This window comes from Streptomyces sp. NBC_00271 (genome assembly GCF_036178845.1).
Taxonomy (GTDB): Bacteria; Actinomycetota; Actinomycetes; order Streptomycetales; family Streptomycetaceae; genus Streptomyces.
Genome location: NZ_CP108070.1, coordinates 1,201,239 through 1,227,095, shown reverse-complemented (window position 1 = coordinate 1,227,095; position 25,857 = coordinate 1,201,239). Strand labels below are relative to the sequence as shown.

At 68.5% G+C, this 25,857-nt stretch carries 19 protein-coding genes and 4 pseudogenes; 12 read left to right on the top strand and 11 right to left on the bottom strand.

What is annotated here, in order from left to right; all coding sequences use genetic code 11:
- Positions 1-59 precede the first annotated feature (59 nt).
- On the top strand, positions 60-182 hold the full coding sequence (locus tag OG798_RS05995; RefSeq protein WP_267060584.1) for a hypothetical protein: 123 nt from the start codon (positions 60-62) through the stop codon (positions 180-182).
- A 118-nt stretch (positions 183-300) separates the two neighbouring features.
- Here OG798_RS05995 and OG798_RS05990 read toward each other — a convergent pair whose 3' ends face one another.
- From OG798_RS05990 to OG798_RS05975, 4 genes are all read right to left on the bottom strand, one after another.
- On the bottom strand, positions 301-819 hold the full coding sequence (locus OG798_RS05990) for a hemerythrin domain-containing protein (RefSeq protein ID WP_181649891.1): 519 nt from the start codon (positions 817-819) through the stop codon (positions 301-303).
- Between the two features lie 367 nt (positions 820-1,186).
- Positions 1,187-1,840, bottom strand: a complete 654-nt coding sequence (locus OG798_RS05985) for an FMN-dependent NADH-azoreductase (RefSeq protein ID WP_267060583.1) — start codon at positions 1,838-1,840, stop codon at positions 1,187-1,189.
- Between the two features lie 138 nt (positions 1,841-1,978).
- Positions 1,979-2,350 carry a DoxX family protein gene (locus OG798_RS05980; RefSeq protein ID WP_057582123.1) on the bottom strand — a complete coding sequence of 124 codons (372 nt, stop codon included), beginning with the start codon at positions 2,348-2,350 and terminating at the stop codon, positions 1,979-1,981.
- A gap of 264 nt (positions 2,351-2,614) precedes the next feature.
- Entirely contained in the window at positions 2,615-3,340 is a 726-nt protein-coding gene (locus OG798_RS05975) for an NADPH-dependent F420 reductase (RefSeq protein WP_267060582.1), read from the bottom strand.
- A gap of 71 nt (positions 3,341-3,411) precedes the next feature.
- On the opposite strand from OG798_RS05975, the gene OG798_RS05970 reads away from it, so the two are divergent.
- Together OG798_RS05970 and OG798_RS05965 are read left to right on the top strand one after the other, a co-directional pair.
- Positions 3,412-3,885 (top strand): MarR family winged helix-turn-helix transcriptional regulator, encoded by a 474-nt coding sequence (locus OG798_RS05970; RefSeq protein WP_181649889.1) that lies wholly within the window; start codon positions 3,412-3,414, stop codon positions 3,883-3,885.
- A 277-nt stretch (positions 3,886-4,162) separates the two neighbouring features.
- A complete protein-coding gene (locus tag OG798_RS05965; protein WP_143606564.1) occupies positions 4,163-4,834 on the top strand; it encodes a recombinase family protein in 672 nt (223 codons plus the stop codon).
- A 601-nt stretch (positions 4,835-5,435) separates the two neighbouring features.
- Here the strand turns inward: OG798_RS05965 and OG798_RS05960 are convergent.
- Positions 5,436-6,046: pseudogene (locus tag OG798_RS05960) on the bottom strand (IS5 family transposase); the annotation flags it as partial.
- 35 nt (positions 6,047-6,081) lie between these two features.
- Between OG798_RS05960 and OG798_RS05955 the strand changes: the two are divergent.
- From OG798_RS05955 to OG798_RS05945, 3 genes and pseudogenes are all read left to right on the top strand, one after another.
- Positions 6,082-6,174, top strand: a pseudogene (locus OG798_RS05955) (telomere-protecting terminal protein Tpg); the annotation flags it as partial.
- A 351-nt stretch (positions 6,175-6,525) separates the two neighbouring features.
- On the top strand, positions 6,526-7,614 hold the full coding sequence (locus OG798_RS05950; RefSeq protein ID WP_328756477.1) for a serine hydrolase domain-containing protein: 1,089 nt from the start codon (positions 6,526-6,528) through the stop codon (positions 7,612-7,614).
- A gap of 358 nt (positions 7,615-7,972) precedes the next feature.
- Positions 7,973-9,058 (top strand): hypothetical protein, encoded by a 1,086-nt coding sequence (locus OG798_RS05945; protein ID WP_267060580.1) that lies wholly within the window; start codon positions 7,973-7,975, stop codon positions 9,056-9,058.
- A gap of 323 nt (positions 9,059-9,381) precedes the next feature.
- Here OG798_RS05945 and OG798_RS05940 read toward each other — a convergent pair whose 3' ends face one another.
- The gene (locus OG798_RS05940) at positions 9,382-9,906 is read right to left on the bottom strand and encodes an ATP-binding protein (RefSeq protein ID WP_267060579.1); all 525 of its coding nucleotides are present in this window, start codon (positions 9,904-9,906) and stop codon (positions 9,382-9,384) included.
- Positions 9,907-9,916: 10 nt separating this feature from the next.
- Positions 9,917-11,038, bottom strand: coding sequence for an IS630 family transposase (locus tag OG798_RS05935; RefSeq protein ID WP_438948367.1), 1,122 nt, complete (start codon positions 11,036-11,038; stop codon positions 9,917-9,919).
- Between the two features lie 441 nt (positions 11,039-11,479).
- Here OG798_RS05935 and OG798_RS05930 point away from each other — a divergent pair, with 441 nt between their 5' ends.
- Entirely contained in the window at positions 11,480-12,382 is a 903-nt protein-coding gene (locus tag OG798_RS05930) for a hypothetical protein (protein WP_267060578.1), read from the top strand.
- Between the two features lie 700 nt (positions 12,383-13,082).
- Here the strand turns inward: OG798_RS05930 and OG798_RS05925 are convergent.
- Both OG798_RS05925 and OG798_RS05920 read right to left on the bottom strand, forming a co-directional pair.
- Positions 13,083-14,453 carry a WD40 repeat domain-containing protein gene (locus tag OG798_RS05925; protein WP_328756476.1) on the bottom strand — a complete coding sequence of 457 codons (1,371 nt, stop codon included), beginning with the start codon at positions 14,451-14,453 and terminating at the stop codon, positions 13,083-13,085.
- Between the two features lie 41 nt (positions 14,454-14,494).
- Positions 14,495-16,381, bottom strand: a complete 1,887-nt coding sequence (locus tag OG798_RS05920) for an nSTAND1 domain-containing NTPase (RefSeq protein WP_328756475.1) — start codon at positions 16,379-16,381, stop codon at positions 14,495-14,497.
- A 6-nt stretch (positions 16,382-16,387) separates the two neighbouring features.
- Between OG798_RS05920 and OG798_RS05915 the strand changes: the two are divergent.
- Positions 16,388-17,398: pseudogene (locus OG798_RS05915) on the top strand (alcohol dehydrogenase catalytic domain-containing protein); the annotation flags it as partial.
- A gap of 162 nt (positions 17,399-17,560) precedes the next feature.
- Positions 17,561-19,246, top strand: coding sequence for an ISL3 family transposase (locus tag OG798_RS05910; protein WP_328756474.1), 1,686 nt, complete (start codon positions 17,561-17,563; stop codon positions 19,244-19,246).
- A 659-nt stretch (positions 19,247-19,905) separates the two neighbouring features.
- On the opposite strand, the gene OG798_RS05905 is transcribed toward OG798_RS05910, so the two are convergent.
- On the bottom strand, positions 19,906-20,823 hold the full coding sequence (locus OG798_RS05905) for an endonuclease/exonuclease/phosphatase family protein (protein ID WP_328756473.1): 918 nt from the start codon (positions 20,821-20,823) through the stop codon (positions 19,906-19,908).
- Positions 20,824-21,230: 407 nt separating this feature from the next.
- Between OG798_RS05905 and OG798_RS05900 the strand changes: the two genes are divergently transcribed.
- Complete coding sequence (locus tag OG798_RS05900) at positions 21,231-23,507, top strand: M4 family metallopeptidase (protein WP_328756472.1); 2,277 nt, start codon at positions 21,231-21,233, stop codon at positions 23,505-23,507.
- Positions 23,508-23,571: 64 nt separating this feature from the next.
- On the opposite strand, the gene OG798_RS05895 is transcribed toward OG798_RS05900, so the two are convergent.
- On the bottom strand, positions 23,572-24,678 hold the full coding sequence (locus tag OG798_RS05895) for a PP2C family protein-serine/threonine phosphatase (RefSeq protein WP_097226914.1): 1,107 nt from the start codon (positions 24,676-24,678) through the stop codon (positions 23,572-23,574).
- Between the two features lie 232 nt (positions 24,679-24,910).
- Here OG798_RS05895 and OG798_RS05890 point away from each other — a divergent pair, with 232 nt between their 5' ends.
- Positions 24,911-25,258 carry a PRC domain containing protein gene (locus OG798_RS05890; protein WP_095856742.1) on the top strand — a complete coding sequence of 116 codons (348 nt, stop codon included), beginning with the start codon at positions 24,911-24,913 and terminating at the stop codon, positions 25,256-25,258.
- Positions 25,259-25,395: 137 nt separating this feature from the next.
- Positions 25,396-25,805: pseudogene (locus OG798_RS05885) on the top strand (amine oxidase); the annotation flags it as partial.
- Positions 25,806-25,857 lie beyond the last annotated feature (52 nt).

The following is a 25,857-nucleotide window of genomic DNA, read 5'->3' as shown; positions in this document are numbered from 1 at the left end:
TCGTTGTACTTCGAGAAGACCACCGCCGACCGGCGGGGCAGTGAGAAGGGGGCGCCGGTATGACCGTGACGGACTCGCACGACGAGATTAGGGAGCACCTGCGGGAGGCCAACGAGCGGTTCGCCGCCGACCGCAGGGACGCGCCGATGGCCATCCGCTTCGAACCCATCGAGGCGACCTGACCTCCACGAAGCCTCAATTTTCGTGTCAGAGTCAAGCTCAGCGTCCAGCTTCAAAGCCTCCATGGCGCGGCGGCACGGCCGTCCGCGGCTCCAAACTCACCCTCCCGGCCAGAACAGCTCAGGCGTGCCAGTCGTGGTCCATCCGCAGGAAGTACGGGAAGAGGGTGCGCTCCTCGAAGTCGAGATGGGCCTGGAGGTGGTCGGCAAGCGCGACGATCTGTTCCAGCACCACGTGGACGGAGCGCTCGTCCTTGGGGTTCAGCTGCCGCGCGTCGGCGCGGATGCTCACGATCATCTGTTTGACCTCCTCATGCTCGCGCCGGAGCCGCCCGATCTGATCGGTGAGCTCGGGGAACCGGTGCTGCATGACCGGCAGCATCCGAGCGTCCTCGATCGTGTGGTGGGCGTCCAGGTGGGCGCAGAAATGCTGGCAGCCCACCTTGAGCTGCCAGGTGAGGTCCGCGACAGTCAGACCGCCGAGCAGCTCCTCGATGTCCTCTGCGCGTGTGGTCGCCGCATCGAGCACCTCAAGCCCCTTGCGCAGGGCGGCGACGTCGCTGCGCAGCGGCGCATGCGCCATCAGCAGCTGCTGCACCATCTGGCGGCCGGCGACAGTTCCCGCCTGCGGCTGTGTCATCGTCGATGCTCCTTTGCGACTGCCTCGCGCACGGCGGGCGCGACCTTCTCGATGATGGGGCGCAGCGCGGACTCGTCGACCGGGCCGCTGAAGATGTAGCCGTTCATGCCGTGCTCGACCGACCAGCTCGTCAGCAGGTCGACCCGCTGCGTAGTCGAACGGTCACCGACCAGGTTGTAGACCCGGTTGGTCCGGCTCGGGTCCCGCCCGGCAGCGCCGGCCGCCTCGTCGATTCGCCGGTTCGCGTCGTCCAGCTCCTCCGGGGCGAGAAATTCCTTCGAGGGCAGCCAGCCGCCTGTCCCCGCTGGAGTTCGCCCACGGCGGCCGTGAAGCGTGCTTCACGGCCGCCGTCCGGAGGGCGCTGTTTCTAGGCGGCGATGCGGTGGGCTATCGCCTTGGCCGTGGAGGCTGCGTCATCCAGTGCCTGCTGGCGGGAGGCTTCGAAGAGGGGGATCAGCTGGGACATCGCCGGATTGTGTACGGCCATCGTGAGCTCCGGGACGATGAAGTTCACGTCCAGGGCGAGCGCGTCGGCCAGAACGGCCGTGAGGTAGTTCTGCACGTATTCGTAGCCCTCGCGGGGCGTGCCCGGGGCGTAGGAGCCGCCGCGGCTGGCGACGACGGTGACGGAGGTGCCCTTGAGCCTGGAGCTTTCCACGCCGGCGGTGCGGCCGACGAGGACGATGTTGTCGAGCCACGCCTTGAGGGTCGAGGGAATCGAGTAGTTGTACATCGGAGCGCCGATCAGTATGGCGTCGGCGTTCTCCAGCTCGTCGATCAGCGTCAGCCGGTGGGCGAGGGCGGCGGCCTGGGCGGGGGTGTGCGTGGCCGGGTCGGTCTGGCCGGCGGTGTGGGCGTCGGCGGTGAGGTGCGGTACGGGGTTCGTGGCGAGGTCACGGTAGATGACCGTGCCCTCGGGGTGGTGCTCCTGCCAGGTCCGGCGGAAGGCGGCGGTCACGGCGCGGGAGGAGGAGGCGTCGCCGGAAAACAGCGAGGAATCGAGGTGCAGAAGAGTGGTCATGGGATGTTCCTCAGGTGTAGCAGTGGTCGGGAAGGCGGATGATCGGTGACGGTCCGCGTAGCGAGGGCGGTCTCGCGATCACCCGGCCGGGTTTGCCGGGCGGAAGGTGAGCTGTGGCGCCTCGGATTCAGGCGCTGGTCAGGAGGCGAGGACGAGCGTGGCGGCGGCAGCGATCGCGATGACGGTGAGGATGATGGGTGCCATCGCGTTGCCGCGGGTCTCGGGGTTGGCGTAGTCGCCGGACTTGGCGTGGAAGCCGACGGCTCCGACGAGCAGGACTGCGAATCCCAGGGCGGCGGCAACGCCGATGGGCTGCCAGAAGAGACCGGCGATGAGCCCTGCGGCTGCGGCCAGCTCGGCCAGCCCGATGAACCGGACCAGCGGGGCGCTGAAGCCTCCGGGAGACTGCAACTGGGCTGGAATGCTGCCCTTGAGCAGGGCTTTCGGTAGTCCGGCGGCCAGCCCGACAACGGCGAGCAGAACGCTCAGTACGGCGGCGAAGACAAACACGGGTCATGCCTTTCTGGAGAGTGATTCGGACCGCCCGAGCTGTGAGGGACCGGCATCCGTGGAGGATGGGTGTGCCGGCGGGTTTTGCTGCTCACGCGTGAGCGTTGCTGAAGTGCGGTCTCATCGATGGAGAGCGCTGCTGCGCGGCAACCCGGCCGCGGGCCGGGCGCCGGCCGCCGCGGTGCGGCCGGTGACGGCAGACGCTGAGGCGGGACGGCTCGTCGGCGCCGGCCGCACCGCCTGTGGAAGGCGGAACGCGGCCGATCAGGTGAGGGGCTGTTCGGTGAAGTTCCTGAGCACCAGTGCGCCGGGAACCTCGATGAGGCGTCCGCCTTCGTCGATCCTGCCGAGTTCCACCGGCGACAGGCCGAGCGTGCGGGCGAACTCGGCGATCTGGGAGCTGGCCTCCCCGGAGTCGCTGGAGACGAAGACCACGCGCTTGCCCTGGCCGGAGGGCACTTCGGCGGCGAGCGTCTGGGCGGGAAGGTGGTTGAAGCCCTTCACGATCTGGGCGCCGGGCAGGACCTCGGCCGCGTACTGCGAGGAGAGCCGACCCTTGAGGATGTCGCCCGCGTTGGGCGCGTAGTGCGCGTTGGTGGTGTCGACGACGATCTTCCCGTTCCAGTCGGGCAGGGCGTTGCCGAACGTCTCGACTGCGCCGAACGGGATGGCCATGAAGATGACGTCGCTCGCCAGTGCCTCGGTGAGCGTCACGGCCCGGACCGTGGAACCCCAGGAGGCGGCGAGTTCGCTGATCGAGCCCGGTCCGCGGGTGTTGGCGATGCTGACCTCGACTCCGGCCCGGGCGAAGAGACGCGCCAGCGCCGAACCGATGTTTCCGGTGCCCACGATGGCGTAGCGGGTGTCTGCAGACATGAGTGTTTCCAGTTCCAGTCGGTTACTGAGGGCTGTCGAGGCGGCGGAGCGGCTTCGCCGCCCGGCCTGTCGTCGCCGCGTTTCTGTAGGCGGCTCCGACCTCCGCAAGTCCATTTGGTTGAGGTGTTAACCAAACCGTACGACGGACTGGTTAACATGTCAACCAAAGCGGTAGGATGGGCTTCATGGACGAACCGCGATGGCTGGACGAGCGTGAACAGCGGGCTTGGCGCAGCCTCATGAAGATGCAGGCCGGCCTGTCCGAATACATCGAGCGGCAGCTGCGCACCCACAGCGGGCTGTCCACCGCCGACTACCAGGTGCTGGCGCACCTGTCTGAGGCGCCCGAGGGACGCCTGCGGTCGTTCGCACTCGGAGATGCGCTGCAATGGGAGAAGAGCCGTCTGTCGCAGCATCTGACCCGCATGCAGAACCGCAACCTCATCCGCCGCGAGCGATGCGCGACCGACCAGCGAGGGGCCGTCGTGGTCATCACCGAACAGGGCCGCACCCTCGTTGAGGCAGCCGCCCCGCTCCACCTGGCTGACGTGCGCAATGTGCTGATCGACCACGTGACCCCTGCGCAGATGGACCTGCTGATCGAATTGGGAGACCAGGTGGAGGCGCGACTCGCCGAGATCGATCAGAAACCGGGATGACCCCTTGCGTCCCCGCCGGGCTGCCGCCGACCGTGCCGTCAGAGTCTCGCCCGGGGTGCTGATGAGGGCCCGGCATCGCACCAACCGCCCCTACTGCGACACTCCCATCCAACAAAGAAGACGATGCGGGTCGACGAGCCTCGCCTTCAAAAAACGAACGTTTTCTGAAGATCACCGTGCGGGGGTCCGCACACCCCGCAGCCCCTTCAAAAAACCCTTCAAAAACCTGGGTCATTCAAGAACCCTCGACCACCGTTTTCTGACATGATCCGGGGTCATGAGTGACACTCCGGAGCCGTCCGGCCACCCCGAACTCCTCGTTGCCGAACCGCTTGTCTGCACCGAGATCAAGATCGGGTACGCGCGGGTGTCCAGCGGCGGACAGAAGCTCGACCGGCAGATCGACGCCCTCACCACCGCCGGATGCCGGAAGATCTTCTCGGACAAGAAGTCCGGCAAGAACGCCCTCCGCCCGGAATTGAAGGCGTGCCACGCCTTCCTCGACGCTGGCGACACCCTCGTCGTCCCGTCGCTCGACCGCTACGGCCGCAGCCTCCAGGACCTCATCAACATGGTCGCCGAACTCCGGACGCGCGGGATCGGCTTCACCTCGCTGCACGAGAACCTCGACACCACCACCCCCGGCGGCCGACTCGTCTTCCACGTCTTCGCCGCTCTGGCGGAGTTCATCCGCGAACTCATCGTCCAGGGCACCCGCGAGGGCCTGGCCGCCGCCCGCGCCCGCGGCCGGGTCGGCGGGCGCCCCACCGTCGCTACCGAGGAAGTCATCCGCGCCGCCCGCGACCTGCTGCCCGACCCCGGCCGCTCCATCACCTCGATCGCCAAAATGCTGGGCATCTCCCCGGGCACCCTCTACAACCACATCCCCGACCTCCAAGACCTGCGCGCCTCCGCCGTCCCCCACCAGCTCGACGCTGCGGAACGGTGACCCCACGTGCCGATCCGTCCCTAGGACCGCGAGCGTTGTCCCGCCGACTGGCCGGACATCTCCAACGCCATCAACGAACGCGCCGGCTGGCGGTGCGAGTGTGAAGGCGAGTGCGGACGCGGCAGTCACCCCGGCCGGTGTCCCAACCGGCACGGACAGCCCGTGTACGGCACCGGTTCGCGGGTCATCCTGACGACGAGAGCGCGCACCTCGACCACACGCCGGAGAACTGTCACCCGGCCAACCTCAAAGCCATGCCAGGGCTGCCACCTGCACTACGACCGTAACCACCACGCCCGTACCCGGGCCCAGACCCGGCATACCGCGCTCGAAACCGGCGGGCAGCTGACGTTTGAGTTGTAGGCGAACGTAGCAAGATCAAGTGCTTAGCGTTACTGGCTGTTCCGCTAGTCCCCAAGGCCGTAGATGTCCGTGACGGTTTTGAGCCGCACATCAAAGCAGCGGCTTTGCACGTCGCCGGGTCGCTCACCAACGGTCGATCTGCGCGACCCCGACCTCGCTCACATTTGGCAAGAGCTGAGCGTCACGTCGGCGGCCGGGTGAGTTTGGCGGCCACGGCGTCCAGGACCCAGTCCAGGCCGGTGTCATAGCCGCGGTCGGCGAAGAGCGAGTCAGGCTTGCGGCGGGGACGGCCAACCCGGCCGCGGACCGATGGGATCGCGTCGAGCAGGGGAAGCAGCTGGGTGACGTCGTTGCGGTTGCCGCCTGTCAGCAGGATCGCGAGCGGGGTGCCGTGCCCGTCGGTGATCAGATGGTGTTTCGAGCCGGGCCGGCCCCGGTCGACCGGCGACGGCCCCGTGTGCTGCCCCCTTTTAACGCCCTGACGTGGGAGGAGTCGGCCACGCAGCGAGACCAGTCCAGGCGCGAGGCCGCGTTCAACTCGGCCAGCAGGACCTCGTGCAGCCGCTGCCAGACTCCGGCCTCGTTCCAGTCCCGCAACCGGCGCCAGCACGTCATGCCCGAGCCGAAGCCCAACTCCTGCGGCAGGTACTCCCATTGGATCCCGGTGTGCAGGACGTACAGGATCCCGCACAACACCTCGCGGTCCGGCAATGCCTTGCGACCCGGATACCGGAACCTGCGCTCGCGCTGCGGCAGCAACGGCTCCAGACGGTCCCACAGCTCATCCGACACGATCCACGGCGACGTTCCCACATCGGAACGCCCAACTCCCGCCCCGGACACGGCCATCAGGACCGATCCACCTCTTTGTGTCAGCCGTTGTTAAAGACGTCTATTTTCAGGACAGCGGAAGCCGCGCTACGGGACTCTCGGACGTCACCCTCAACGACATTGATTACCTCGACCTGGATTACTGAATAGAGGAAAAGTGTGGCCACCACCGAAGACCGTGTGGTCGGGGCGCTTCATTCGGCGAGTGAGCACACGAGTTGGCGGCTGGTGAGAATACTTCGTCTGGCTAGTGAGTTTCGCGTTCGCCGTGACCAGTCCGCACAGGCCTCGGTCTGGCGGTCACCAGGAAGTGGGCTGGGGTGAACCCGACCATGAGGCCTCTGGCTGGCCGGATGGTTCGCCGGGTGTGCCGTTCCTAGCGTTGGGTCATGTCGATTACGCAGAGTCGGATCAGTCGTCGGACAGCGACCGTCCTCGCTGTTGCCCTTCTGGCAGTACTCGTCCCAGCGGAGGCCGGAGCGACGGCCTCTGCCCCCTTGTCCCAGCTGCAGCGGGATGCCGACGCGTTGCGTGACGACGGAGTGACGGGTGTATCGGTCAGGCTGGAGACGCGTCGGGGAGTGCGGACCGCTCGCAGCGGGGTCGGCGATCTCGGCACTACAGAGCCGGTGCCTCAGAACGGGTATGTGAGGATCGGCAGTACTACGAAGACGTTCGTCGCGACCGTTCTGCTGCAGCCGGTAGGTGAAGGCCGACTGTCGCTGGACGACACGGTTGACCAGTGGCTGCCGGGCGTGGTGCGAGGCCACGGGAATGACGGGCGCCGGGTCACCCTGCGCCAACTGCTTCAGCACACCAGCGGGCTGCCCGACTACATCGGTGACGTCGTCCCAGATCTCAGTGGGGCCGGGTATCGCAAGAATCGCTGGACCACCTACACCTCCGAGCAGCGCGTTGCTTTCGCGATGCAGCACCCGCCGTCCTTTATGCCTGGCAGCGACTGGGAGTACCTGAACACCAACTACGTCCTCATCGGGATGGTGATCAAGGCGGCCACGGGCCATTCCTGGGAGCACGAGGTTCGAGACAGGATTCTGCGTCCGTTACGGCTCACACACACTGTCGTACCCGGCAACTGGCGGTTCCTGCCGGGTCCCCATGCCCGTGATTACCAGCAGTTCGAGCCGGGCGGCGCCATGACTGATACCACGATCGCGTATCTGCCCTTCGACGGCGACGCCGACGGAGCCATGATCAGCACGACAGCAGACACCAACAAGTTCTTCAGGGCGCTGGTGCGAGGTGAGATTCTGGCCCCTGCCCAGCTGGCTGAGATGCAGCGCACGGTCGAAGTGCCTGCCGACCACGGCGCCCCGCCGGGCACGCGCGACGGGCTCGGACTGGACTGGACGCCATTGTCCTGTGGCGGCGGGTACTGGGGGCACAGTGGCGATGGATTCGGCTACTTGGTATGGCCTGCCACGACTTCGGACGGGCGGAGCGCCGTCACTGTCTCCTTGCATAGCCGACCTGGCGATGAGGGAACTGCCGTGCGGCAGATCGGGGACGTCACAGCTCTCGTGGACCATGCGCTGTGCTCTTCTCGCGGCGGCGGAACCCCGTGAGAGCCGGTGGTGGCCCGTCCGGGCAGCGCGTACGGCGGCACAAGAATTGTCCAGCTGGCTGGTGCGGGACCGCACCAGCCCTGCCGGAACATCGACGACCTGCACGTCACCCATAGCGACAGCACATTGCGGGGACGCCTCGGGCACCGGGGAAATGCCGAAACCAACATCACCCTGCCCGTCCCGTGCTCAACTCGCCAAATCAGATGCTCAGTCACAGACCGCTTGAGCCGAAGCACGATAGTGGTCACAAAGGCAGGCTTGTTTTCACCACGATCGCACGGGCGCGCAGAGCTGCCCGCTGGGGGCGCCTGTGAGTGAGCCGGTGCCTGCCGGGTCGTACGGCATGATGGCGGCCATGCGTAGAGGAGTGGGCGGGGGGCTCCGCCGATTGTGGCCATGGCGCGCACGCGACGAGTCGGCGCTTGCTGAGATCGAGGCCAAGATCACTGCTTTCGGTGAGGCCCTGAACGCCCATTCCTTCAGCCCCGGCCAGCCCGGTGCCACAGATGCGATGCGCGCCGAGCTGTCGCGTGCCCTCGACGCGTACGAGCAGGCGAAGCGGGACTTCGTCGGCGGCCAGACCTGGGCGGACGCACTCGACGTCCTACGCGCACTGGACGAGGGCAGGCACGCGCTGGCCTGTCTGGACGCCCTGCTCACCGACGGGCCGCTGCCCGAGCGCATGCCGCTGTGCTTTTTCGACGCCCGGCACGGGCGGGCCGTCCGGCAGGTCAGGTGGGCGCCTCCCGGGGGTATCGCCCGCGACATCGCCGTGTGCGCAGCGGATGCGGTGCGCCTGGCGGAGAACCCGAGCCCGATCGCTCCGCGGCCGGAGGCGGTCAGCAGGCTCCCTGGCGCACAGCCGCGTACGGCCAAGTTCCCGAAGACGACGCCGGTGAGCGCCCCTCAGCCGCAGGTCAGCGGGAAGGGAAGCAGCGGCGCGCAGACGCATCAGCTGGCAATGCCGTCGTATCGGCCGGCCCTCATGGTCTTCTCGACGAATGAGCGGGCACGGGTCAACCTGCGTTTCGAGGACAAGAAGGGGCGCTCCTCACTGCTTTACCGGCTGTCAGGCGACGGTACCCCTGTCATCGCCAGGATTCCGCTGCCGGAGGCGAAGAAGGCAGTCGCCTTCCGGGTATTTGCCGCTGGCGGCCGGGAGGCGTGGACGGCGACCCCGGCACCACTGCGAGAAGTCCCCCGCTTCCACGGCGAGATCAACGGCACCGGGTCCGATGTCGTGCACTACCGGGGGGAGCCGGGTCCGGGTGTTCTGCGGTACGAGGGACCGAGCGTGATCCAGTTGGAGGCTCTGGACGACCGGCTCGCCTACCGGGTGACGGTGGCCGAGGGAAGCGCCGGGGAGCACACGTTCCAGTGGCCGGGCCGCGGCTACTATCAGGTGCGCTCGGCCGGGGCATGGCGTCTGTCCGCCGCGTGACGTGAAACGCGGACAGAACGCTGCCCTCCGGCCAATCGTGATGCGCAAAGTGGCCAACTGGCGCCCCACAGCGCCGTGCAGCTCAGCTGGCCGACGGGCCACCGGAGCCGGTGACAACTACGATGCTTTCCGCGTTGCTGGTGACAAGTAGCGTGCTGACCTGCTGACAACTATCGAGCCTCGTCGCGCCAGGGCCGCAGGTCAGTGGCCGCCGATGGTGCCAACTATCGTGCCTCGGCACACCGCTTGAGCCGAGGCGCGAAAGTTGTCACATAGGCAGGCTTGTTGTCATCTGCGAGGTTTGACGCCGGAAGGTCGTTCTCTCAACTCTTGACGGCCTCTGCGATCTGCTGGGCGGCCTGGGCGGGTGTGCGGTGCGTGGTGTCCACGACCTCGGCCTCGGCGTGCAGCCACGTGCGGGCCGCCTCGGCGTAGGGCTCAAGGTATTGGAGACGGAACGGGGAGTTGGGGCCAAGAACGGTGTCGCCCGCGATGCGCCCGCGGAGGGCGTCCTGGTCGGCATGGAGGACGAAGTGCCGGACTGGAATGGCGTGCTGGGCAAGGCCCGAGCTGATCTCGCGCCAGTACTGCTCGACCAGGACCGTCATGGGCATCACCAGGGTGCCGCCGGTGTAGTCGAGGACGCGTCGGGCGGTCTCGACCACGAGGGGCCGCCACGGCGGCCAGTGCTGGAAGTTGTCCGTCGCGGGCAGCCCTGGCGTGATGTCCATGAGTGTCTCGCCGACCTTCTCGGCGTCGAACACCCGTGAATCCGGGATCAGCTGCTGCACGAGCGCACTGGTCGTCGTCTTGCCTGCGCCGTGGGTGCCGTTGAGCCATACGATCATGGACTTGACGCTAGTGTCCTGCGCCAGAGATCCGTCGGCAGAAGCGGGCGAGGGAGTCGAGGATTTCTTCGGCCGTCTTGGTCCAGACGAACGGCTTGGGGGCTTCGTTCCAGTCCTTGACCCATGCCCGGATGTCGGCTTCCAGGGCCTGGATGTTTTTGTGTGCGCCGCGGCGGATCATCTGGTGGGCGAGGTAGCCGAACCACCGCTCGACCTGGTTGATCCAGGACGAGCCGGTCGGGGTGAAGTGCAGCTCGAACCGCGGGTGTTTGGCCAGCCAAGCCTTGATCGCGGGTGTCTTGTGGGTGCCGTAATTGTCCACGATCAGGTGGACCTGCAAGTGCGCGGGCACCTCCTTGTCGATCCGGATCAGGAACTTCTTGAACTCCACGGCCCGGTGCCGGCGGTGCAGGGCAGTGATGACTTCACCCGTGGCGACATCGAACGCGGCGAACAACGTGGTCAGGCCGTTGCGCACATAGTCGTGCGTACGCCGCTCGGGCATGCCCGGCATTATCGGCAGCACCGGCTGGGACCGGTCCAGTGCCTGGATCTGCGACTTCTCGTCCACCGACAGCACCACCGCACCCTCGGGCGGGTTGAAGTACAAGCCCACGACGTCGTAGACCTTCTCCACGAACAACGGGTCCGTCGACAGCTTGAAGGTGTCCGCCAGATGCGGCTTGAGCTGGAACTGCCGCCAGATCCGGCCCACGGTCGACTTCGACAGACCACTGTGCTGCGCCATCGATGTCCGCGACCAGTGGGTGGCGTTCTTCGGGAGCTGTTCCAGCGTGGTGACCACCACCGCTTCCACCTGATCGACGCTGATGGTGGGCGGCCGGCCCGGCCGGGGCTCGTCCGCCAGCCCGTCCAGCCGCTCGGCGAGGAAGCGTCGGCGCCACTTGCGGACGGTGTCCGCGGTCACCCGCAGTTCCCGGGCGACCGCGACGATCGGCGGCACCTCCGGGCCCGCGCACGCCAGCACGATCCGCGCGCGCAGGGCCAGCGCCTGGGCCGATGTAGCCCGACGCGTCCACCGCTCCAACACCGCCCGCTCGTCATCAGACAGCAGCAACGGTTCCAGCTTCGGGCCCCGACGAGGAGCTGACGCACCAGCAGTAGAAGTCACGCAACTTCTAACGATCAACTACTGGCGCAGGACACTAGCGTGGTGCGGGCCGCGGGGACAGGCGGAAATGAGCGTCTGTGACAAGTCGGGTGCCTCGCCTGTGACAACCAGGATGCTTCGACCGATCCCTATTGCCAGCTCGCTCGACCCCCGTTAGTGACAACTCCTGAGCTTCGGCTCAACGTGTCCCGTCCCGTCGCGGTCGGTCTGGCCGGAATATCGGATGATCTGGTCCGTTCCGCTAATCGCCTCAGGTGATCTGGCTCCTGGCGTGGGAGCAGGCCACCAGGAAGGGATATCGAGGAGCCGTCGGCGTCCACGCCCCCTACCGGGGCGTGCACACCTGAAGAAGGCGCCTGGGCCGGTCGCGGCTATGATCCGCATCTTCGAGCGATTGGGGACCTGGTGGGGATATTTCGGCGCGGAGAGCGTCGTGATGGGGTGGACCTGCCGCGCGACGGGGAGTTCACGTTCCTGTCCGAGGCGGAGGCTGCCCGGTTGCGTACCTTCGTCCGCGAGGCATTCGCGGAGCGCGGCATCGAGGTAACGGTCGAACCGGGCCGCGTGACCACGGACTCGGGTTGGCGCTTCGGCCTCTCCAATCTCGCGGCCGTGTGCCACCACGACAGCCGCGGCCCCCGATGCTGGCGGGCGCTCGTAGACGAACATGTCGACCGGGTCATCCGATCGATGGATGGACCTCAGGCTCTCAAGGCCCTGCCGCACGAACAGCTCCTGGCCCAGCTCTACCCCCGCTTCATTCCCAGCGACCCCGCGCTCCTGAAGGCTTTCGGGTACGGTCCCCCATCGGTCCCGGGGCTGTTGGAGGTGCTGGCGCTCGACCTCCCGGAAACCGTCGACATGCTGACCGCGGACTCCCTCTCCGATCTGGGTGACATCACAGCCCTTCGGGACCGTGCGTTCCAGAACCTACGAGCCGTCCGCGTTGACAAGCACAAGGTGGTCAGGGACAAGGACGGCTCCCACTTCGACGTGCTGATGGGCGGCTCGTACTTCATCGCGAGCCTCGCCCTGGTCCTGGACGAGGTCGTACTCCGCTACACCAAGGACGCACCGGCGCCGGACGGAATCCTGGTCACGCTGCCCCACCGGCACCAACTCGCCTTCCACGTCGTCCGCGACAGGAGCGTGGCCTCCTCGCTGCACGCCATGGCCCGGTTCGCCGCCATGGGCTTCGAGCAGTCACCGGGCGCGCTGAGCCCCTCGGTGTTCTGGTGGCACGAGGGCAGCTTTACCCAGGTCGCCACCCAGGACGACGCCGGCCTGCACATCAGACTCACCCAGGAGGCCATGGACCTGGCAGCACGTTTCGCGGGCGGGTAGCCAGACCTGGCTCGACATGCAGTCTTGCAGTCACTTCGAAACACCGCTGGCGAACCACAACGATTGAGACGACGGACACCATCTGCGGGCGGCAGACCAGATCACATGAGATTCGAGGGAGCTCACCATCTCAAGTGACCTGGTCCCCACAGGTCCCAGCCCTGGCTCCGAACCAGATCAATCGAGACGGGACACACCGCTACAGGTGCTGCCGTCCTGGCCGCGATCGACGCCTCCGGCCAGCCGATCCCGCCTTGCCACAGCTGCGGTCAGCCGGCCAGCCTCCGAAATGCAGAAGACAAGCCCGAGCACTATTCGTGTCGTCAACGGCAGGGTGCCCCCTCCTGAGACTCCAGGACGCACGCCCAGAACGCCCGCTGCGCCCAGAACCGCGCCCGCCTCGTACGGGCGCTCTACAGGCGGCTGGACCGCCTCACAGAACCCCAACCGGCCGCCACATAGCCCGAAGGGGGAGCAGTCCAAGGTCCCAGGGCCTACACGCACGCCATGCCGCTGACCCCGAGCAGCGAAAGACTCCGAGCCGCACGTAGCGCCCGGGGCCCGCCCGACGGCGTCAGGATGCCGCCCAGTTGCGGGCGGCATGCGTGGCGCCGAACTCCGCTACCGTGTCGGCGATTTCAAGCACTGGGGACGGAACCGGCCTCGTGCCGTCACCGACTTGGATGGACTGGCCCGGGTTTCATGTCGGGCATGTGGCGTGTGGTGCCTGGTCCGGTAGGTACGTTGAGCGTTCCGGCGCGGTGAGGTCACGGCCGAGAGCCCGGCAGATCCTCCTGATGGCTGTGGCGGGGGGAGGCAGGGGGATGTTCCACAGGCGTACGGTCTGGTCGGCGCTGGCGGTGAGCAGGGTGTGGCTGTCTGAGCTGAATACCAGTGCGAGCACGGTATTCGTGTGCCCGGTGAGCGTGGCCAGTGCGCTGCCGGTGGCGGCGTCCCACAGGCGCACCGTGCCGTCTATGGCGCCGATGGCCAGGACGCGGCTGTCCGGGCTGAAGGCCACGGATCCTGCCTCGCCGGTGTACCCGGCCAGGCTCGCGCGGCTGTGGCCGCTGGCAGTGTCCCACAGACGCACGCGGAGGCGGCCGGTGCGCGTGTCCCACAGGTACGCCCCGAGTCCGGAGATGCTCGCGGTGGCCAGGGTGCCGGCGTCCGGGCTGAAGGCCATCGAGCCTGCTTCCCGGGTCGGTACGGCAACGCTCGTGCGCAGGCGTCGTGCGGCTACGTCCCATACCTGCACGGGATGGCCACCGTAATTCGCGGTGGCCAGGGTGCTGCCGTCCGGGCTGAAGGCCATCAAGTCCGCCTTCATGCGGGGATCGGCGAGAACGGAATTGGACGCGCCGAGTGTCATGTCCCACAGCCGCACGCTGCCGTCGTCATCACCGGATGCCAGGGTGCGCCCGTCCGGGCTGAACGCTATGGAGCGCACGCCGTGGGCGTGGCCGGCCAGGCTTCTTCGGAGGCGGCCTGTGCCGGTGTCCCACAGCCGCACGGTGCGGTCTTCGCTGCCGGATGCGAGGGTGCGTCCGTCTGGGCTGAAGGCGATCGAGGTCACGCGTACGGTGGCTTCGGAGTCTGTGGCGTGGGCGCCTTGGGCCAGTGTCCTCTGGAGGCGGCCGGTGCGTGTGTCCCACAGTTGCAGTGTGCCGTCCTCGCCTCCCACCGCCAGGGCGTGTCCGTCCGGGGCGAACGCCATCGAGGCCACGATGGCCGGGTCGCCGGCGAGGGTGGCCCGGGTGCAGCCGGTGTGCGTGTCCCACAGTTGTAGCGTGCCATCCTCGCTGCCTGTCGCGAGGGTGCGTCCGTCTGGGCTGAAGGCGATCGAGGTCACGCGTACGGTGGCTTCGGAGTCCGCGGCGTGGGCGCCTTGGGCCAGTGTCCTCTGGAGGCGGCCGGTGCGTGTGTCCCACAGTTGCAGTGTGCCGTCCTCGCCTCCCACCGCCAGGATGCGCCCGTCCGCAGTGAACGCCTCTGTGGCTGCCCCCTGACTCTCCCAGTCAGCGGCTTCCGGATACGCCAGCGGATTCATGCGAGCGTGTCCAGTGGTCACGTTCCACAGGTCTACCCCGTGTCCGAAGTTGCCGGCGGTGGTCAGGGTTTGCCCGTCGGGGCTGAACGCCACCAACGCCGTAGCTTCGCTCTGCCCGTTGAAGGTTCTGCCCAGTCGGCCGGTGCGCGTGTCCCACAGCTGGTCGTCGCTGGTGCTGCCGGTGGCAAGGGTGCGCCCGTCGGGGTGAAGGCCACCGAGGAGACAGCGCCGCGCTGGCCGGTAGGCCTGTGCTTGAGAGGGACGGCAGCGGCTGCATAAAGGCTCTCTATCGCCTGGGAGGTCGCACTGGTCCGGTAGGCCTGGACGGCCAGCAGCGAGGCCAGGTCGGAGTTGGTGTCGATGAGAGCGGAGGACTGCGCGGCGAGCTGACGGGAGAGGGCCACCTGCCGGGCCGAGTCGGCGCTGTGCTTCTGCTGGTTGCTGAGCCGGCTCTGCTGCCACGCGACGAGCCCAGCGATGACTGCCAGGACCAGCAGGACAGCCAGGGACGCGGTGAGGGCGCGCAGGCGCCGCGTGGTGCGGGCGGCGGCCTGCTCTTCCTGTTTGTGTGCGGTGATGCCGGCGGTGAGGAATGCATGTTCCAGCCTGGTGAGGTCCGCAGCTTGCGCGGACCCGAAGTGTTCCTGGGCGGTGGCGAGGCGGGTGCCGCGGTACAGAGCCCCCGTGTCCCGGCCCAGGTCTTCCCACGCGTGGGCGGCTTCGGCGAGTTTGCGGTGTGCGCGCAGACGTTCACGCTCCTGTTCAATCCAATCACTCAGCCTCGGCCAGGCGGTCAACAAGGCTTCATGGGCGAGCTCGACGGTGTCGCCGTCAAGAATGAGCAACCGTGCCTGAGCCAGAGCCTCCAGAACGTTCTCGGTTTCGGTCTCCTGAGCGCCGGTGGCCTGAAGTTCCTCCCGGTCGGCGGGGCGACGGGTGTCGAGGGCGCCATCACCGAGGGCGACCAGGCGCAGCAGCAGCCGGCGGGCCGCGGCCGCCTGGGCTGCAGTGAACCGGCCGTAGGCGTCCTCGGCGGTCTTGGCGACCGCGCCCTCCATACCTCCTGCCGCCTCGTAGCCGGCCAGGGTCATTGTCTTGCCGCGGCGGCGGCGCCAGGTCTCCAGCAGCACGTGCGAGAGCAGCGGCAGTCCGCCCGGGGCGTTGGCGACTTCCTCGACCAGGCGGGAGGTCAAGGCGCGTTCCACGGTCAGGCCTTCGGCTGCGGTCGGTTTGACGATTGCCTCGCGTAGTTCCACCGGACTCATGGGACCCACCAGCAGGTTGGCGTCGCGCAACGCCTCGGCCAGGCCGGGGTGTCCGGCGCAGCGGCCGTAGAAGTCGGCGCGCACCGCCAGGAGTATCCGCAGCCGGCTGTCCGGTTGTCGCGCGGTCAGGAGCACGTCAATAAAAGCGGCGCGTTCGGCCGGATCGTGGCAGAGGGTGAAGACTTCCTCGAACTGATCAACGATCACGAACACATCCGCCTGAGCACCATCCGCGCCGGGACCGGTGTCAAACACCTGGGCGTGCGTGCGTGCTGGGAGCTGGCCCGGGGTCAGGATCCGGATGGCGGCCGGGCGCAGTGCGACGTCCTGGGTGTCCCGTAGGGCGGGGATGAGGCCAGCGCGCAGCAGTGAGGACTTGCCGCTGCCGGACGCCCCGAACACCGCAGCGAACCGTCGCCGACCTGCCAGCTCCAGTACGTCCGAGGTGAGCTTGTCACGGCCGAAGAACCGGCTGCTGTCGCCGGGCTCGAACCGAGCCAAACCCCGATACGGCGGCTCCCCGCTCTCCGCGTCCTCCGAACTCGATGCAGCGGCCTCATCCACTGCCCGCTTCCAACGAGCCTCCCACTCCGCCGGATCGCCCCCGCACGCCTCCACGTACGCCAGGACCACCGCCAGCGTCGGCAACCGCTCACCGGCGGCAGCCTGCGACAGCGCCGTCACCCCATAGAGGTGGTGGTCGAGGTGCTCGCCACCTGCGTGGCCCCGTACGCGGCCGAGGTCTTCAGCGGCGAGCGAAACTACCCCCTGGTCCCGCCCGTCGTGCCCGGGATCGGCGGCGTGGGACGGGTCGTCCACGTGAGCCCGGACGCCACCCGGCGGCGCCCTGGCGACCTGGTGTGGTGCGACTCCACGGTGCGCTCGCGGGACGACGCCTTGACGCCCGACATCACGCTCCAGGGCTGGAGCTCCCGCGGCGAGGGCGGGGCGCGGCTCGCCCGGTACCTGCACGACGGATCGTTCGCCGAGCTCATGCGGGTCCCGACGGAGAGCGTCTTCCCGCTGCCCGCCGGCGCGGGGGAGGACCCGGCCTGCTGGGCCGCGCTCGGCGTGCACGTCATCCCTTACGGCGGGCTGCTGGCCGGCGGGCTCGCAGCCGGTGAGACGCTGCTCGTCAGCGGGGCCACCGGCAACCTCGGCAGCAGTGCGGTCGCGGTCGCGATCGCGATGGGGGCGGGCTGCGTGGTCGCCCCGGGCCGCAACCGGGCCGCGCTCGGCCTCCTCACCGACCGGTTCGGTCCGCGTGTGCGCCCGGTCCCGCTAACCGGGGACGAGGCTGGCGACCGCGCGGCGATGTCCGCGGCGGGCGACGGCCCGATCGACATGGTGATCGACCTGCTACCGCCGAGCGCACCCAGCTCGGCGGCGCGCACGGCAGCCATGACCGTGCGCGAGTACGGCCGCGTCGTTCTCATGGGCGGCGTCGGCATGCTCGGGGGCGACGACCTCGCGCTCCCGTACCCATGGATCATGCGCAACTCGATCACCGTGCTCGGCCAGTGGATGTACCCGCGTACAGCGAACGTCGGCATCATCCGGCTCCTCGCCTCGGGCACCCTGGACCTCGCCCCCGAACGGGTCCGGTCGTTCGGCCTCAATGCCGTCAACGACGCCGTCACGTACGCCGCCTCACATGGTGGCCCGTTCGACCGCACCGCCCTCACCCCACCGGCTCGCTGACAAGACCGACTGCTCTCCACATGTCAGCGCCACGGCCCACCGCCCTCACGAGCGCAGGCCGCCGTACTGCTGCTGCTATTTCTCGGGTTCTGGCTCACTTTCCGGGCTCTGTCGCTGATTTGGGGGTGGTGACGATCGAGAGCAGGTGGGCATCACCTGGGCGTGGGGGATGTGTTTCGCCTCGCCGACCTTCTTCTTCCGGGGGTTGGGGTGGCGGTAGATGGAGTGGTTCTTGGGGACGCTGAGGTCCGGCTTACTGTGCGGTCCACGGTGGAGTCGGCCGTCTGTCCGGGATGTGGATGGAGATCCTCGCGTGTGCACTGCTACTACCAGCGGTGTCTGGCGGACCGTCCCGTCGTCGGCCGTCAGGTGCGACTCGAGCTGCGGGCACGTCGTCTCGTGTGTGCTAACGGCGGCTGTGGGCGTCGGACGTTTGCCGAGCAGATACCGGACCTGACGCGTCGACATGCCCGCCGCACGAATGCCCTCACGACTCAGCTCACGGACATTGCCTTGTTTCTGGGCGGACGTGCGGGAGCCAATCTGTGCGGACGCCTGGCCGTCACCACCGGCAAGGACACCCTGCTCCGGCTCCTTCGCGCACTGCCCGTCCCGGCGCCGGAATCTGTCCCGTGTCTGGGCGTCGACGAGTTCGCCGTGCGCCGCGGCCGGACCTACGCGACGGTCCTCGTCGACATGAACACCCGCCGTCCCGTCGACGTCCTCGCGGACCGCGCCGCGCACACCTTCGCGGTCTGGCTTCGCGAACACCCTGAGGTAAAGGTCGTCTGCCGCGACCGGGCCGGCTCCTTCCGCGACGGCGCCCACGCCGGTGCACCACAGGCCCGGCAAGTGGCCGACGCCTGGCACCTGCTGCACAACCTCGCCGAAGCCGTCGAGCGCGTCGTCGGACGACACCGCGCCGACCTGCGCGAACCCCTCACCGTCCGGCCCAACCAGGACGCCATCCGTCCACCCGCAGGCGTCCACCCCTCCGCCCTGGACGAGCTGGACGTGCACGGACGGCCTCGGCCGCTGATCGCCCGCACCCGCGAGCGCCACCAGCAGATCCACGAACGCATCGAACGCGGCGACAGCCTGCGAGCCATCGCCCGGGAGCTCCGCCTCAGCCGCGGCACCGTGCTGCGCTTCGCCCGGGCCGCCGATGTCGAGCAGCTTCTCGTCGCGGCAACCCACCGCCCGAGCATGATCGACGACTACCGCCTCTACCTGCATCACCGCTGGATGGAGGGCTGCACCAACGCTGCCGCACTCACCCGGGAGATCCAGCAGCTGGGCTACCGCGGAGACGTCAACACCGTCCGCCGCCACCTGCGTCCCTACCGCACCGGGACGATCCCGACCGATGCACCGCTGCCCCACCTGACCGTCCGCAGGGTCACCGACTGGATCATGCGCCGCCCCGAGCTACTCACCGAGACCGAGCGCAAGTGCCTCGACGAGCTGTGTGAACGCAGCCCCTCCTTGGCCACGACCACGCAGTACGCCCGCCGCCTCGCCTCGATGGTGCGCGAACGCCGCAGCGAGCACCTGGCGCTCGACGTCTGGCTTGCCGATGTCCGCCTCGACGGACAACGAGAACTCCGTACCCTGGCCGCCGGCATACGGCGCGACCGGGCAGCCGTACTCGCCGCCCTGACCACCAGCTTCACCTCAGGAGCGGTCGAGGGCAACGTCACCAGGATCAAACTGCTGAAGAGACAGATGTACGGCCGGGCCAACTTCGACCTCCTGCGACGCCGAATTCTCCTGTCACCTTGGTCAACCAGCCACCACCCCCAAATCAGCGACAGAGACCGGAAAGTGAGCCAGAACCATTTCTCGTGAACAACCATGAGCCTCAAGATCACCAACTGCCGCAGAGGAGACCATCCGTGAGGCTGCTGAGGTGCTCGAACGACGGCGAGCAGAGGTGGTCCGATGAGCGGTGATCCACGGGAACCTCAAGACCAGTCACAGACGATCCCGATGCTCACGATCACCGTTCTTTGCCTGCTCTTCGTTTTCTTGGCGTACCTCACGCACGAGCACCCCACGCTTATGGGGCCACTGACAGTAGCCACTGGTGGCGTAACCCTGGTGCTCGCCATGCTCCTCTACGCCCGAAGAGACCGAGGCCTCTTGCGGGTCGGTCTGCCCGTCACCAGGTGGGCCGCCCCGTCATGACCTGCGTTGCGGCGCATCAAAGCTCGTCAGCGGTCACGTTGTGGCCACCTACCGGGAAGGCCGACGACCCGTCATGCTGAACCGGGGCGAACCAGCACACACCACATGACCGAACTCTCGTGACCAGCATGAATCACGCTCCGCCCTAGCTCTAGCCCCAGCGCCGCCTGTGCCGCAACGGCAAGGCCCCGATGCTCGCTGAAATGAGCAGACGCATCTGTCCGCCGTCCACCGCGAGAGCGGGACACCGTCCCGCTCGGCCCCGGCCGTCGGCCTCATGACACGCGCCGCCCTCGGCACGGCGGGCTGAACGGGCGGGGTCACAGGGACAGTTCCAGCACGAGCGGGCGATGGTCCGAGATCCCCGTCGCGGGCGTGCGCGCTCCGCTCGCCGCTGCCACGCCGACGCCGTTCGCGAGCACATGGTCGAACTGCACGACCGGGCGATGCGCGGGATAGGTCGGGGTGCGGGCCAGATCGAACCAGCCGCGGGGCGACGGTGGGGTGCGCGTCTTCCCGGGAGCGTTCAGTACGACCCTGGGCAGAGCACCGATCAAATTGAAATCGCCCAGCAGGACATGAGGTGAGGGAAGGTCGGCGATCCAGTCTCGGACGGCGAGCAGCTGTGCGACGTTCCAGCCCGGTACGAACGACAGGTGCACCGCCACCGCCGTGAACGGACCGCCCGGTGCCTCCAGTACGGCGGCCAGCGCGGCGCGCGGCTGGTCCCGGACCAGGGTGAGCCCGGGCCGCCCGGCCATCCGCAGGGGCATACCGAGGGGCGCGGGAGCCAGCCGCCGGGCCCGCCAGTCCCGTACCGGAAAGCGGGACAGCAACGCGATCCCGTGCGAGGGGACGTCCGTGGCCGAGTCGGCGTCCTGCGGGCCGTACACCCGTAGCCCCGGCTCGGCCGGGGCGAGGATCCACCCCCGGTCCGCTGTGGAACGGGCGTGGCACGCGCTCGCGTAGCGCCAGTGCTTCAGCCCCGCCGCGTCGGCTGCGACCGCCGCCTGGTCGACGCCGCCCGATCGCTCCTGGAGGCGGTCCAGTTCCTGCAACGCCAGGACATCGGCGTCCAGGGAAAGGACGGCTCGGGCGAGCGGTCCTTCGGCCGGGTTCGCGGCGAGGGAGAGGGGAGGCCCTCCGTCCGGCAGCGGCCGACCGTGCAGCACATTGAACGTCGCGAACCGCACCGGCCGGCGGCGCGTTCCCTGGTTCCGCTGATTCCGCTGATTCATCGTCAGGCCAGTGTCCCCCGTATCGGTCCGGTCCACGGGAACCGGCGTGAGCAGCTTCCCGTAACCGTGAACCCACGCCACCCACGCCACCCACGCCACCCGGACCGTCCGGCACCGGCCGAAAAGCGCCCTGAGCCGGGGTGAACATCCAGCAAGCAATAGCCATTTTCAGCCTTTGCTTTGTCATCTCCATGACAAAACTGTGCATGCGATGCCAGTCTGCTCTTGAACGTTCACCGTTCCTTCACACCCCCCACCTGTCGCGCGCCGCCGAGTTCCGTCACACCCCTCGTGGGTCACCTCGTGCAGCGCCCTTCCCTGCTCAGCGCCTTGCCAGTCGGCCACACCCTGCCGGCCCGCTCTCTCGGCCTCGACCACGGGCCGATCGTCGCCAGAAGGAGAAGCCCTTGCTCCCGCCCCACCGCACCTCGCACCGACGCAGATACACCGCGGCGTTGGCGCTCACCGCCGCCGGCACGCTGCTCGCCGCCGGTTTCCACACCGGCGTCGCGTCCGCGGCTCCCCGTGAACGCGGCCACGCGAAGATCGTCGCCACCCCCCGGGCCGCCGCGGCCCCGGCGAAGCTGTCTCCCGCCGCGCACGCCGCGCTGCTCAAGAGCGCCACCGCCGCGGTCGGCGACACCGCGAAGATCCTCGACCTCGGCTCCAAGGAGAAGCTGATCGTCAAGGACGTCTCGAAGGACGCCGACGGCACCACACACACCCGCTACGAGCGCACCTACGCCGGACTGCCGGTCCTCGGCGGCGACCTCGTCGTACACGTCAGGAACGGTCTGTCCACCGTTTCCGAGACGAGCAAGGCCGACCTCAAGGTGCCTACCACCACCGCCCGCGTCACGTCCGCCACCGCCGCCCACAAGGCACTCGCGATCGCGAAGAAGGCCGACGCCACGCGTCCCGCGGTCGACGGCGCTCCCCGGCTCGTCGTCTGGGCCGCCGGAGCCGAGCCGGTGCTGGCCTGGGAGTCGGTGGTCGGCGGCACCCAGGACGACGGCACGCCGAGCGAGCTCCATGTCATCACCGACGCCACCTCGGGCAAGGCCCTGTTCGACTTCCAGGCGGTGCGCACGGGCACGGGCACGGGCACGGGCCAGTACAGCGGATCGGTTCCGCTCAGCACCACGCCGTCCGGCTCCACGTACCAGCTGGTGGACGGCGACCGCGCGGGTCACCGCACCTACGACCTGAACCAGGGAACGTCTGGCACCGGCACCCTCTTCACGGATGACAACGATGTCTGGGGAGACGGCACCCAGAGCAACCGGCAGACGGCCGGCGTGGACGTCGCCTTCGGCGCCGCGGCCACCTGGGACTACTACAAGGACGTCTTCGGCCGCAACGGCATCCGCAACGACGGCGTGGCCGCCTACAGCCGGGCGCACTACGGCAACAGCTACGTCAACGCCTTCTGGTCCGACAGCTGCTTCTGCATGACGTACGGGGACGGCGCGAGCAACACGCACCCCCTGACCGCCCTGGACGTGGCCGCCCACGAGATGAGCCACGGCGTGACCGCCGCCACCGCGGGCCTCACCTACTCGGGTGAGTCCGGTGGCCTCAACGAGGCGACCTCGGACATCTTCGCCGCCGCGGTGGAGTTCCACGCCAACCTGTCCGCCGACGTCCCCGACTACCTGGTCGGCGAGAAGATCGACATCAACGGCAACGGCACCCCGCTGCGGTACATGGACAAGCCCTCCAAGGACGGGGCGTCCCGCGACAACTGGGACTCCTCGCTGGGCGGCCTCGACGTCCACTACTCCTCCGGACCGGCCAACCACTTCTTCTACCTGCTCTCCGAGGGCAGCGGTGCCAAGACCGTCAACGGGGTCTCGTACGACAGCCCGACCTACGACGGCGTACCCGTGACCGGTATCGGCATCGAGAACGCCCAGCGAATCTGGTATCGGGCCCTGACCACCTACATGACCTCCAGCACCAACTACGCCGGAGCCCGCACCGCGACCCTCCAGGCCGCCGCCGACCTCTTCGGCGCGTACAGCGACACCTACCTCGCCGTCGCCGCCGCCTGGGCCGGGATCCACGTCGGCGACCGGATCGCGCTGGGCGTCAACGTGGCCCCGATCGACGACCAGACCAGTGGCGTCGGCCAGCAGGTCTCCCTGCAGACCAGCGCCTACACCACCAACTCCGGCGCGAGCCTGACCTATGCGGCCACCGGCCTGCCGGACGGTCTGACGATCAGCGACACCGGCCTGATCTCGGGAGTTCCCACCACCACCGGGACCAGCCCCGTGACCGTCACGGTCACCGACAGCACGGGAGCGTCCGTCTCGGTGAGCTTCACCTGGCGGGTGGCGAACATCTACGCCAACAGCACGCGGGTGGACATCCCCGACGCCGGAGCCGCGGTCGAGTCACCCATCACCGTCACCGGCCGGACCGGCAACGCGTCGGCCACCACCCAGGTCTACGTCAAGATCATCCACACCTACCGCGGTGACCTGACGGTCTCGCTCGTGGGCCCCGACGGCACCGTCTACTCGCTCCTGAACCACAGCGGGGGCAGCGCCGACAACGTCGACCAGACCTTCACGGTCGACGCCTCCGCGCAACCCGTCAACGGCACCTGGAAGCTGAGGGTCCAGGACACCGCCTCGATCGACGTCGGCTACATCCAGCAGTGGCAGCTCACCCCCTGACCTGTCCGCCCGCCGACCTCGCCCGTCCGGCCCGCCCCGCGCGGTCCGGGCGGGCGATCCGTCCTCACCCCCGCTCGCCCCGGGGGGCGGGGGTGAGGACCAGCATCGTGACGTCGTCACGCACGGCGGTGCAGAACCGTAGGAGGTCCTCCCAGAGGCGGTCGGTGAGGTCGGCCGACCTCACTTGGGCCAACGTGGTCAGGCGCTCGGCCAGGGGATAGAAGGCGCCCGTCTCGTCCCGGCTCTCGGACACTCCGTCGGAGCCGAGGAACAGCCGGTCGCCGCGCTCCAGCCGGACGGTGCAGATCTGCGGCGGGGAGATGTCGAAGAACCCGAGCCCGAGGGGGGCTCCCGGTTCGAGAACGAGCTCGACGGCCTTGCCGTCGCGCAGCAGAAACGGATGCGGGTGTCCGCAGGACGTCAGACGCACCGCGTCCGCGTCGGGCGAGAACTCCAGCAGCAGAGCGGTCGCGAACAGTTCGGCGTGTGCGGTCTGGGCCGAGTCCACGACGAGCCGGCGATCGAGGCGGGCCGCGGCCGACTTCAGGTCGCCCTGGTCGAGCACGGTCTCCCGGAACGCCCCGAGGAGGGAGGCGACGGTCGAGACGGCCGACAGACCGTGCCCCTGCACATCGCCCATCACCGCCCGCACACCGTACGGGCCGGCGCGCACGTCGAAGAAGTCGCCACCCACCAGTGTCTCGCGCTGCGCCGCCCGGTAGAACGCCGTGCAGCGCACCGGGCCGACGCGTTCGGGAAGCGGTGGCAGCACGGCGAGCTGGGCGGCCTCCGCGACGGTGCGCACCGTGACCAGATGGGCGTCGCGCCGACTGCGCACCAGGGAGATGGCGACGCTCAGGATCGCGACGAAGGTGATGGTCAGCAGGTCGGTGTTGCCCGGATGGTTGAGCTGGAGCGGCGGTACGTACAGGAACACGATGACGACGGCGCCGAACATGGCCGTCGCCACGGGTCCGTAGGAGAGCACGGCCAGCGACGGGATGGCGCCCAGCAGGAAGCCGATGTCCAAGGGATACCGACTCAGGAGTTCGGCGGTGCAGACCGCCACCAGCAGGGCGGGCGGCAGCACCCGCACCCAGCGCGGTGGTGGTGCTCCGCGCAGCCAGCCTTGGCTCTCCCAGCCGCGATGCCGGTGGTCGGCCGTGCCCATAGCACTCCTCCCTACCCCACCACGCTCCCCCTTCCGGCGGTCGTGCGCATCACGGTGGGGCCGGGCGGGCCGCCGGACGCCGGACGATTTCCTTTTTCCGCGCGGAGAATTCCCGTGTTGGTTGAAAATCGCAATTCTCTGAGAATTCTCTTCGGGGAAAAGAGTGTCGGCGCGCGCTGAACGGACACCCGGTGTTTTCAAGCGCACCGCGACAGAGCTGGAGGATTTCTTCATGTACGAGAATCTGTGGGCCTACACTCCGACCAGCGGCCACACACCCGACGCGGACCTCACCGGGTACCGGGTGGAAGCGACCGATGGACACATCGGGAAGGTCGACAAGCACTCGGACGAGGTCGGATCCCAGTACATCGTGGTCGACACCGGCATCTGGATCTTCGGCAAGGAGGTCCTGCTGCCCGCCGGGACGATCACCACGATCACCCACGAGGACAAGACCGTCCACGTCGCCCGGACGAAGGACGAAATCAAGTCGGCACCGGAGTTCGACAAGGAGAAGCACCTCGGCGACCCGCATTACCGCGATCAGCTCGGCGGACACTACGGGTCCGGACACTGACACCGCCCCGTCCGCCGGTGCTGCCCCCTTTCGGGGGCAGTGCCGGCGTTTTCGCGCCGGGCATCACCGCGCCGGGCATCACCGCGACGACGGAGCCGTTGATCGAAGCTTCCAGGTGTTCAACACCCCTACCCCCAGGTCCGCCGGCGCCTCGCACTGCGCGCGCTGCGGTCGCCCTCCTGGGCACAGGGGGCGAACTGGCCGCGCGGGTGGTGGTGGCGACCGGGCCCGGCCAGGCAGCCGCACTGCTGCCGGGCTGGAGACGCCCGAGTACCGCACGGTGACGACGTGCTACCACACCGCGCCCCGTGACGGACGTGAGGCGGAGGTGCGCGGAACGCTCGCCGAGGCGTACGGCACCGACACCGGCGCCTGGCAGCCGCTGACCGTTCGTACGGTGCCCGACGCGCTGCCGGCCGTGCCGCCTCCGCAGCCGCTCAGCCGTACCGCCCGGGTCGGCCCGCGACACTATGTGTGCGGGGACCACCGCGCCACCGGTTCCGTCCAGGGGGGCCTGGCCTCGGGGGCCCGGCCCCGGCGACCATGATGGCGTTGAACCGCCGCCTCGCGGGTTCCCGGAGCAGGGACATGAGAAACGC